The 10,186-nt window shown below is 62.3% G+C and carries 8 protein-coding genes and 1 pseudogene; 3 read left to right on the plus strand and 6 right to left on the minus strand.

Annotated elements, in window-relative coordinates; all coding sequences use genetic code 11:
• On the minus strand, positions 1-1,711 hold a 1,711-nt coding region (locus G6038_RS28980), incomplete at its 3' end, for a hypothetical protein (RefSeq protein ID WP_206025808.1).
• 190 nt (positions 1,712-1,901) lie between these two features.
• On the opposite strand from G6038_RS28980, the gene G6038_RS28985 reads away from it, so the two are divergent.
• Genes G6038_RS28985 through G6038_RS28995 form a run of 3 tightly spaced genes read left to right on the plus strand, consistent with a single transcriptional unit; the run spans position 1,902 to position 5,769 of the window.
• Positions 1,902-2,075, plus strand: coding sequence for a hypothetical protein (locus G6038_RS28985; protein WP_165042156.1), 174 nt, complete (start codon positions 1,902-1,904; stop codon positions 2,073-2,075).
• Positions 2,072-4,033 (plus strand): AAA family ATPase, encoded by a 1,962-nt coding sequence (locus G6038_RS28990; protein WP_165042158.1) that lies wholly within the window; start codon positions 2,072-2,074, stop codon positions 4,031-4,033. Before G6038_RS28985 ends, G6038_RS28990 begins: the two co-directional genes overlap by 4 nt.
• Complete coding sequence (locus tag G6038_RS28995) at positions 4,030-5,769, plus strand: UvrD-helicase domain-containing protein (protein ID WP_165042160.1); 1,740 nt, start codon at positions 4,030-4,032, stop codon at positions 5,767-5,769. The genes G6038_RS28990 and G6038_RS28995 overlap by 4 nt, the downstream gene beginning before the upstream one ends.
• Positions 5,770-5,975: 206 nt before the next feature.
• Here G6038_RS28995 and G6038_RS29000 read toward each other — a convergent pair whose 3' ends face one another.
• From G6038_RS29000 to G6038_RS29020, 5 genes and pseudogenes are all read right to left on the minus strand, one after another.
• Complete coding sequence (locus G6038_RS29000; RefSeq protein WP_165042162.1) at positions 5,976-6,527, minus strand: PIN domain-containing protein; 552 nt, start codon at positions 6,525-6,527, stop codon at positions 5,976-5,978.
• A 1-nt stretch (position 6,528) separates the two neighbouring features.
• Complete coding sequence (locus G6038_RS29005; protein ID WP_165042164.1) at positions 6,529-6,963, minus strand: helix-turn-helix domain-containing protein; 435 nt, start codon at positions 6,961-6,963, stop codon at positions 6,529-6,531.
• A 294-nt stretch (positions 6,964-7,257) separates the two neighbouring features.
• The gene (locus tag G6038_RS29010) at positions 7,258-8,076 is read right to left on the minus strand and encodes a hypothetical protein (RefSeq protein ID WP_165042166.1); all 819 of its coding nucleotides are present in this window, start codon (positions 8,074-8,076) and stop codon (positions 7,258-7,260) included.
• A 230-nt stretch (positions 8,077-8,306) separates the two neighbouring features.
• Positions 8,307-9,389: a hypothetical protein gene (locus tag G6038_RS29015; protein ID WP_206025807.1), complete on the minus strand. Its 1,083-nt coding sequence runs from the start codon at positions 9,387-9,389 to the stop codon at positions 8,307-8,309.
• Positions 9,367-10,186: pseudogene (locus G6038_RS29020) on the minus strand (hypothetical protein); the annotation flags it as partial. The gene G6038_RS29015 and the pseudogene G6038_RS29020, both read right to left, overlap by 23 nt.

Below are 10,186 nucleotides of genomic sequence, written 5' to 3' on the forward strand. Positions count from 1 at the left end.
TCGTTACAACACCCGAAGGAGGCACTCCACTCTCGGTCAGATCTGCCCGATCGAGTACGAGCAGCGATCGGCTACGCTGGCCACCGCCGCATAGGAACGTGTGTCCACATCTCGGGGGGAAGCCCCCAACATGCGCTGTTCCGACTGTGACATGTAGGTTCTGCGCGAACACCACCTGCATCGGATCATCGAGTTCCGGAGCGTCAGGGTTGAGTGTGAATGCGACACGATCCCAGTTCCTGTCCACCTCCTCGCCGTTCAGCAGACGTTCCGTTCGGAGAACGTCCTCGACGTGGTCAACACCTTCGACGGCAAGGTCAGGAACCTTCAACTCGATCGGGGTGTAGCGCTGGATGCTGATCAGTGCGCGAACATAGCGCAGCAAGACGCTGTTCCAGGAGACGGTATCCCGGTTGCGTGGACCTGCGAGAATGTCCTGCTCCACGCTGCCCCCACTTCCGCGTGTGCGCTCTATCCGAAAACGATTCGGCGCGGTGAAGTGATGGACAAAAGATAGGGATGGTTCGATCTGGTCCGGGTAATGCCCGGTGGGGTCTCCACGGTGCACCAGCAGGGTCATCTCGACCTTGCCGTCACAGATTGATCCCAGTGGTTCGATCTCGAGAAAACCGACCGAGTCCGTGCCACGGCTCGCGATGCCTGTGCTGCCCGAGTTCGTGGCGGTGTGATACATCCTGAGGTCTACGGTGGCCAAGAGATCGTCTGTCGGTGAGAGGATCGACATCCGACGATCGAAGGTCTCGCCAGCGGTGGACGCCCCGAGGATCATTTTCGCGGACTCGAAATCGCCTCCGAGCCCTCCTGGCATGTCAGCCGAAAAGTCCTGCACATCGAGTGGCCGAGATGGTGGGCGTCCGTACTTGAAGAAGTACTCGATATCGCGGTGCTCGTCACTTCCGGTCTTGGCAATGAGAGTCGCGTGGAACGTGATCGGTCGCTCTACCACTGATTCCGCGCAGCGTGCGAGGACGTGGAACGTGACCGTGCTGTCTCCGATCTGGCGGGAAGCGCTGGCAACGCGGGCAGGATAGCTGCCCGTCGCGGCCGCTTCAGCGAATGTGTGTCCGACCGCGATGTCGTACTGAAAATGTGGGTCGCGCCGGTTGAGGGTGTCACGCAGTGCGGCCAGTTGGCCCTGGACCATTGCCGGTTGCAGAGCCGTGAAGTCTTCGGGGCTCGTCGAGAGTGGTCCTGCCATCTGGATTCCCGACAGCTGCACGAACTGCGCGATTTCATGCTGCATGCGCTCTCGGCCGTCGCGAAAGTAGTAGTCCACGATGTCCGGGTATCTCGCCACCCATCCCTCCAGATGGGGCAGGCCCATCCAGTCACATGGAAAGGGTCCTGTCTTCTCGAGTTCCTCCAGCCATTTTGTGTTCTCCGGTGTGGGGTCGAGCGGCAGTGTCAGATGCCATCTGTCGATCGTCCAGCCGCGCTTCGTGGCGTAAGTTTGAATCCTCTTGTGTGACTTCTTTATTTGTCGCTTCTCGCTGGATCCAAGGTTCTGCGTGAACTTCTTGACCTGGTAGATCTCGTAATGATCGGAGCCCAACGGGACGCAGACGTCTATGCCACCGTCGCCCTGGGACGGGCGGATTCGGAACGCATGTGGTTCCTCCCGACACACGAACATCGACACCACCGACTCGATGTCGTCGCCACCGAACCGCGACCATTCCAGTCGCCCCATCCCGACTCCCTCCGGTTGGCGTTACCGCCCTGCACACTATCGGCCTGTGCCCCTGTTCATTGGGGCCTGGACTTCTCGGCCCGGCTGGGCCCGCGTCGTAACGGGGATGCCCGGTCAAGCCCCGGTAACGTCAACGCCCGAACAACAGCGGCCCGGGAGCAGGGCCGGGCAGAAGTGAAAGCAGGCAGTAGTGGCGACATCGGTGCACGAAGTGATCGACGCGTTCCGGAAGGCACCGTCCAACTCCGAACGAGGCACCCGCTTCGAGCAACTGATTCAGAAGGTGGCCACCGTTGCGGTTGAGACGATGAAGGTCGTCGACTCGCTGGTAGCTCTGCCGGCACTGAGACAAGGAGACCTGTGACAACGGCGACGGTCTTGACAAACACTAGAGAGGCTCCTGCAGAAGGAATGTATCTTCGGAGTTTCACGATCGAGGGGTTCCGATCGTGCAGCAAGGTCACGGTCCCGCTGCGCCCGACGGTGACCTTGCTGGTTGGCGAGAACAATGCCGGCAAGTCCAACATCATCGAAGCGCTGCGATTGGCGACCACTCCACTGAGTGGGCGGCGGACCCGATACTTCGAGCTCGATGATGTGAGAGACGGGGACACAGAGCAGGTACTCCTGACCTCCCAGTTCTCGGGGTTGACGGCGTTCCAACGCGCACACCTCATCGGTGCGCTGGATCTTACGAACAATGAAGCTGTCCATGTAACGCGATTTCGTCCGTCGCTGGACGGTGTTCGTCGAGGACGTGTCGAGCATCTGGTTGGCTGCGACGGCTCGCCAGACCCTGAACCGGAGAAGCGCGAGCAGATAAACCACGTCTATCTCGCCCCCCTCCGGGATGCACAGCGAGAGCTCGATTCTGCTTCGGGGAACCGGCTCGCATTGATAATGCAACATCTAGTCGACGAGAGCGATCGGAACGAGTTCGTCATACAGGCGAAGAAGGCGCTGGATGATCTTGAGGACCACCCGGCCGTCACGGGTGTGAATAACGGCATCCAGGGACACTTGTCCGAACTGACTGATCCGGTGCGCGCACAGAAGGTTCACCTGGGATTCGAACGACCGCGTCTTGAGCGTCTTGCGCGGAGCTTGCGGCTGAAGATGGCTGAGCACGAACTCAACCCAGCCGATCTCGCCGTGTCCGGCCTCGGATACGCCAATTTGCTCTTCATGGCCACCGTGATCCTGGAACTGCAAAATGCGCAGGATTCGGAACTGACGCTGTTCTTGGTCGAGGAGCCGGAAGCGCATCTACATCCGCAATTACAGGCGGTGCTCATGGAGTTTCTGGTTGATCAAGCCACCACGTCGGTACGCGATGACCGGGAGGGACCGGCCGGACGGATCCAGGTCGTTGCCACCACGCACTCTCCGAATCTGGCAAGTGCCCTACACACCGAGAGCGTGGTCGTGGTTCGGCCCGGTTCGAGTGCTGATAGCGGCACTGCCGTCATCCCCCTGGCAGACATTGCACTTGAGTCGAACGAACGCCGGAAGATTGATCAGTATCTAGATGTAACCCGCTCCGAGTTGCTGTTCGCACGTTCGGTGGTGCTGGTCGAAGGAATCGCCGAGGCAGTTCTCGTTCCAGCACTAGCGAGACACTGCGTCTTTAACGGGCCCACTCAGTCCGAACAGCAGCTCCGCCGAGCGTTTCGTGGTGTATCGGTTATCAATGTCGGCTCCGTCGATTTCAAGCCCTACATCCAGCTACTGATGCAGAAAGTGAACGGTAGCCGGTTGGCTGACCGCTTGGTGGTCATCACCGATGCAGATCCAGAACTTACTCTCGATGAGAAGAAGAGGAAGAAAAGAAAGAAGAAGGAGGATGCGGGCGAGGACACGCTGCAGTCAATCCCCGGCAGCACCGACGACTCGCTCGCCGTAGATCCGGAGCCCGCGTCAGACGACGACGATGAGGATGAGGACAAGATCCTGTACAACCGTGCTGCCGATCTACGGGCTTTACGTGAGACTCTCGGTGCCGGAGAGGACCTGTTCCATATTGCGGAAGCTCCGCACACTCTCGAAGCGGATCTGCTGGTTTCTGGCAGTGTCAATCACGTCGTCTTGGGCCAGGCATACCTAGACCAACACCCGAACTCGCGGCGTCAGTGGGGGGAGATTAGCGAGAGTCCCGATCCAGCACGGGAGTTCTATGTGCGGTTGCGCAACTCCAAGAAGCTGATCAGCAAGGGTCAATTTGCCCACGATGTCGCACGGCGGATCGTCGAGGGGGCATCGTTCGAATGCCCGGATTACTTAGCAGAGGCCATCACCGCATCGGTCCGGAAGCCGATCCCGTGAGCACACCGCCGCTGACTTTCACTCCCGCCCAACGTGACCTCATCAGGACGAAGTCGTCGATCTATGTCGAGGCATGCCCCGGCGCGGGAAAAACCCAGGCGATAGTCCAGCGATTCATCGACCGGCCGGCGAGCGATCCTCGGCGCGGAGTCGGTCTCATCTCGTTCACCAACGCCGTGATCGATGAGGCGTGCACACGCTGCAGCGCTGATCCGACACTTCTGCACGTTCCCAACTTCGTGGGCACCATCGACAGTTTCATCAATCGATTCGTCGTCGGTCCCATATTTCGCTCACGTAAAGGGATATCCCCATCCTTCCGCGACACCTGGTCGACCGTGCCGGGAACAACCGTGCAGGCACACGGCCTTAGAGCGGAACTCGACTGGTTCTCGTTCGACTCCGCTGGCAACGCGAAATTCCGGATCAAACGCGTGCCATGGGAGAGCCGGGGGTGGCTGACAAGCCAAGAGTCCTGGAAGATCGACGCGTTGGAATCCAAAGCCTCAACACTCTGGCTTTCCCTGGTACGCAAGGGAATTCTCGACGCGGAAACCTCACGGCTATTTCTGGCGGAGTACCTCCAGGAAAACTATCGCGACCGCTTCACAGAGTTGTTGAGTGCGCGCTTCTCCGAAGTCATCGTCGACGAAGTCCAAGACTGCAGTCGTGAAGACGTCGCCGTGCTCACACTACTTCTCGATGCAGGCGTGCGACTGATCATGGTCGGTGATCCAGATCAAGCCATCTACGGATTCCGACAGGACACCGGGGAGTCGCAACTGGAGACTCTCCTGGACCGGGTCCCCCACGGCGAACGATTAAACGGGAATTTCCGCAGTTCGCCGGCAATCTGTCAAGCCGTCGACAGCCTGCGATACGGCGGCGCTTCCGACGATCCGGTCGGCAAACGCAAAGACATCGATCACCCTGTTTACCTGCTGTCGTACACCGACGAGCACGATGCGCGACAGGCCATCGGGCAGCTCATCGACCAGCTGAGCATCGATCGCAACGAAATCGTGGTCCTGGCGCACCACGCCGACAAGGCACGAAAGCTAGCCGGTTCTCCGAAATCGGAGAACCCGAAAAGCAACAAACTCGTCCGCTTGGCTACGCTGATCCACCGGATACAAGACACGGAGTCCTCCGGTCCGGATCGCGCACGCGCATTGCGGCTGCTGGAGCGATATCTGCTGGAACTCTGCCCGGATGAGCTCGCCTCGCTCACCTTCGACGCGTACCTCGACGATCGTCGACTGACTGCCGCGCAGTTCCGTGAGCGATGCCTGCGGTTGGCTGTGGGATCCGTACTTCCGTTCACCTGTAGTCCGTCGCTGTTCAAAGCGTATCTGCTCGCGCAGAAGGAGAGTCAGCACATCCTGGGATGGTCGATGGAGGGAGTTCGCATACCCAACGGTGACGTGTGGCCCACTGAACCAACCGCGACCGCAGATGCGTTCGCCTACTCGACGATCCACGGATACAAGGGTCTTCAAGCTCCCGCTGTGGTGTTGGTTGTCCCCAATCCCTCCAAGTCTCATGAGGAGGATGGGGCACAACAATGGTGTTCCGACGAACCCGGCGAAGCCCGCCGCGTTCTGTATGTGGGCGCCTCACGAGCTCAAGAACTCCTCGTGATCGCTGCCCATCAAGACGTCCACGACCCGATCGCGGAGGTTTTGAGCAAGGACGGTGTGCGGGTACACGCCCTTCTATGCGATTCCACGGGGTAAGGCTCTGAAACAGATCAGTGTACCCGAACTCGGGGCCATCTCTCGTTCCGAAACCTTGGTTTTAAGACGGCCCACGCCGCCCGTCCGTAATGGATCGACATGCCAGTCCAAGGTGTCTCACAAGTTTGTTCCGAATCTTCCGTGTCAAAACATCAGTACGAGAACAACCTTCGGAACCATCTGGTCGCGGGCGCGCATCGTGAGCCTCAGCGGCGCAACGCCGCGGCGGAGATCGGTAGGCCCGCCGCGGCGAGGCGGTCGCATACGTCGGCGGGGGTGCCGGGTGGGTTGCGCCACGCTGCGGCAGTAGCACTGATCGCCTGGTGCACCCGCGCCCCGTCGAGCGTGAACAGGTCCATGACGAACTCGTCCGGATGCAGGGCCTCGATGCCGAACTGGGCGAGTTCGTTTTCGGGGAAGTCGCGCAGGTTCGCGGTGACGATCACCTGCGCTGAGCAGCGGATCGCCGCGGCGAGTACATGCCGGTCGTCCTCGTCAGGCAGCGTCAGCGCCGGGATGAGTGCCTCGTACCCGGTGACTAGGCAGTCCGGGACCGCTCGGTTCATCAGCTCCCGCAGCCTGGCCAGGGTTTCGGTGGGGATGTCCGGTCGGTCGGCGGCGAGATTGCGGAACGTCTCGTCGAGAATCCGGTCGGTCCACCGGGCGTGCACCATCCCGGTCTGGGCCAGGCGAATCAGCACGTCGCGAAGCACGTTCGGGTACAGCACGTTCGCGTCGTAGAGGACGGTGAAGGTCACGTCAGTAGAGTCCGAGGTCTTCGGACAGGGCGGCGAGGTCGTCGGCGGCCCGCCGCGCATCGCGCTGCTGGGTGCGTCGGTACTCGAGGAGTGAGGATGCCAGGATCCGGCGATGCCGGCCCACCAGCCGGTGCCGGATGAGGCCCTGGTCGAGGAGTTTGATCACGTGCGGGCGCGACACGTTGAGCAGTTCGGCGGCCTGCTGGGTGGTGAGTTCCGCATGCGCAGGGACCACGGTCACGCCCTGGCCGGCTGCCATGTTCGCCAGTACGTCTTTGATCAACTCCAGGGCGGAACTCGGTAGGTGTACGGACTCCGGCGTTCCGGCGACGGTGACGTCGAATGTGTCGGTACTCGGTTTCACGTCCCGAAGAGCGTTCAGCGCCTGCCGTGCCTGTTCCTGCTCGACGGCACTGGGATGTTCGATCGCGGACATACCCCACCTCCTCTAAGTGAAATATACGCAGCAAACGAAACAAACGCAAAAGTGGGCGGTGTTCGAGCCGCAAGCCCGCCGTGGTGGAAATCTGCCCGGCCCGCTGTGTTCAGGTTCGGTTTCGGGGGTGTGCTGTTTGACGATCGCCCACCGGGACTCACTTGTGCAGCCCGGTGGCATCCGCCGGGTCTCTCAAGAGCGGTTGCCGACTGTCCCGTTTAGCCGTGCTCCACGCGAGTCCGGTGCGGCTTCCTCATGCCGGACGGGAGTGAAGTGCCGGTTCTTCAGTACCTTCTACTGAGTCGGCGCCGCGAGCCACGGTGCGTCTTCGCGCAGGTGTACGCCATCCTTGTGTCGAGTCCGGCACGGAACACCGGTGCCGCCGTTCTTGCACGGCAAACGGGGGGAGGTGGGTTGGCCACAGATGACGTGCCAGTCGCCGGTGGCTTCGTTGCGCGCCAGGAACCTGCGCTCGCCGCTCTCAGCAGTACCGTCGATCGTGCGGTTGGCATACGTTCGCTGCACGGTCACGCGTTCGGGGATATCGGGACGCCACTCCCACGAGGGTGGTTCGGGCGGCTTCCATCGCTTGATTTCGATGACCGATCCGATGACGGGTGGGGTGGCCATCTCGCGTTCCCACTGTTCGGCGGCGCGGGCATGCTGCCGGGCGAGGCGATCGGCTTCCTGGGCTTGCTCGATTTCCCAGCGGCTGCGGCCGTGCGATCGTGGGTTGTGTGTCGCGCAGGGCTTTCCCTTCTTGCTGACGCATTGCGCGCCGGGCGCAGCGTTACAGACGGGACATTCGTGGTTCTCGCGGACGGAGTCGATCACTATGAGGCGAGCGTCGTCGTCCAACCCGGTGCCGCGTGGGTCCAGGGATCGTGCGAAGAATTTCGTGGCGCCGTAGGTGGCCGACTCGAAGCCGCCATTTCGGCCCAGTTCCACCTCGGTGATCGGGCCGTACCGCCGTACCGCGTCGGCCGGGCTCAAACGTTCGGTAATCGCTTTGTTGCCGTGCTCGGTCCACTCGTACCCGATGACAGGGTCGCCGACTCGCAACCAGGCGATGGGCTCACCGCAATAGCTGTCGAAGACAACGGCGTCGCTCATCGCCCCATTCTGCCTCGGCGTTGTGGTGGTGCGGCGGTCTACGGTGAGACGCCGGGAGCAGGGACGAGCCAGCGGTGTTCATCGGGACTATCGCGGCGAACCTCGCTATGTCACCGTCGCGGTCCGGCGTCGAGCGCAGTGTCGGTTCGGGAAGTGCGTGTGTTGTATGCACGGCGTGCGTGCAACGCAGTGCGTATGCCGGCGCGGCCGAAGCGCTGCGTGCTGCTCCATCAGCTGCAGATTTGTGACCCCTCCAGTACAGCGAGCAGCTCATCTAATAAGGCGTCGGCCCGCTGTTCGATCTCGTCGAAGACATCGGTGAGGTCTTCAAGGGTCTCATGATCGCGGCGGCGGGCAGTGATGCCGCGGTCGTAGTAGCCGGAATCGAGGATGACGTCGGGCTCGACCGGCGCAGCGGTGTCGTCCTGTGGGGGAACGGGCAGTGCCCGACGCATCGGTGCACGGCCGAACAGATGTGCTCGCACCAGTACCGACACCGACTGCGGGGTCATCGATTGTGCGTGCGGGAGATGTCCCCAGCGGTCGATCGGACACAGCAACGGTTGCCGGGCCCGCTCCGCATCGACTGGATCCGCGATGATCTCGATCGGGTCGGTGAGATGCTGGCGCAGAAGATGGGTGCCGGGGTACTGATCGAGAAACGCCTGGATGGCCGCCCACCGCCGATAGACCTCGACGGCAGGGCTGTCCCCCGTCTCGGGATTCGGCGCGAGCCGAAACCGTTCGCCGACGCGGGTCCTGACTACGAGGGCGTCACCGTCGACGGTAATGTCGCGGCGGCGCAGCCGGGTGATGTCGACAAAGCTCATGCCGGTCGTGGCAAGGATGAGCAGCAGCGCGTCACGACGGCCGAACAGTCCGCTGGACCATCCCTCGGTGGGCAGTTCGACCGCCCGCTGCAGCAGTAGTTGAGCGAGCCGGTCGTGGCGTTGGACGCGGGTGGCGTCGAGGTGCCGGCGCACCGTCTCGGTGCGCCCCGGGGCGGCATAGCCGTGCCGGGTGTGGACGGTGTTGATGGCCGAGAGCCGGCGCCGCTGCGTCGCGACCGCCGCGGGATGTTCGTGCAGGAACACCGCGAGCGTGTCGGGACTCGCCGGGATGAGTCGGTGGTCGGCGGCGGTGCACCAGTCCGCGAAGAGTTCCCAGTCGTGCCGGTAGCGGTCCGGGATCCGCAGCCCCAGGTCGGCATCATGCCGAATGTTTTGGCGGATGGCCTCCTTATCGGTGCTGGACTGGCGGAGTGACGGTATTCGGTGGGTGCGGTATTCGTCATGTCTTTCCGGGGTTGTCATGGGTGTGTCCTGCGGTGTCGGTTCGGGCGGCAAGGTAGGTGGTCCAGTCTCGTCGGGTGCGGCCGGCCCATCGGGTGGCGGTGGTGATGTTGATGCCGAGCACGTCCGCGGCGATGGGGGCGGGAATCTCGCTGGCCCAGGCCGCTCGGGCTGCGTGGCGGGCGGGTCGCGGGTCGATTCCGTGCGCTCGAAGGTTGCGCGCCAGCACTTTCGGTGTGGTCGGCTTACCGATTCCTCGTCCCTGGAAAAGGAATCGGGTGGTGGGATCGAGGCTCTGGAAGGCAGCACGGCCGGCGGCGTCATCGGAGAGGGTCTGCAGGAGCGTGGCGAGGGCAGGGGGTAGCAGGACCGTGCTGTCGCCGATGCGGAGGTAGGTGTCGGCGACGGCGCCGGCGATGTCGTCGGTGGTGAGATCGGCGATGCTGGTGATGGTGCGTCCGTAGAGCAGTACCAGCGCGCCGCTCGCTCGCACCTGTATTGGCAGCGTCTCGTCGTGCAGGCAGCGAGCGAGCATTGCCCAACGGTCGTCATCGGTGATGATGTGTGAGGGTTCGCCGCTGTGCGGTTGCGGCACGACCAGGTCGGTGCACTGTTGGTGGGCGGCAGCCCAGGCGATGAAGTTGGTCAGGAAATATCGGTAGCGGCTGCCGCCGTCGAGCCAGCGGTCGAGGGGGGTTCCCCCTCGAGTGTGGACATCCTGAACACTGGGTCGTGAGGATCCAGAGGAAGAGATGTCACTGATGGTGATGAAGGCGTACTCGGCGGAGTTCAAGGCCGATGCCGTCGCGCTGTACCTG

Origin of the sequence: Rhodococcus sp. 14C212, assembly GCF_011058195.1 — a bacterium.
GTDB classification, from domain to species: Bacteria; Actinomycetota; Actinomycetes; order Mycobacteriales; family Mycobacteriaceae; genus Rhodococcus; species Rhodococcus aetherivorans.

Bases quoted from the DNA above. Each gene is read 5' to 3' on its own strand.
- G6038_RS29005 (WP_165042164.1), bottom strand. From the start codon at position 6,963: ATGTCCGCGATCGAACATCCCAGTGCCGTCGAGCAGGAACAGGCACGG.
- G6038_RS29010 (WP_165042166.1), bottom strand. From the start codon at position 8,076: ATGAGCGACGCCGTTGTCTTCGACAGCTATTGCGGTGAGCCCATCGCC.
- G6038_RS29015 (WP_206025807.1), bottom strand. From the start codon at position 9,389: ATGACAACCCCGGAAAGACATGACGAATACCGCACCCACCGAATACCG.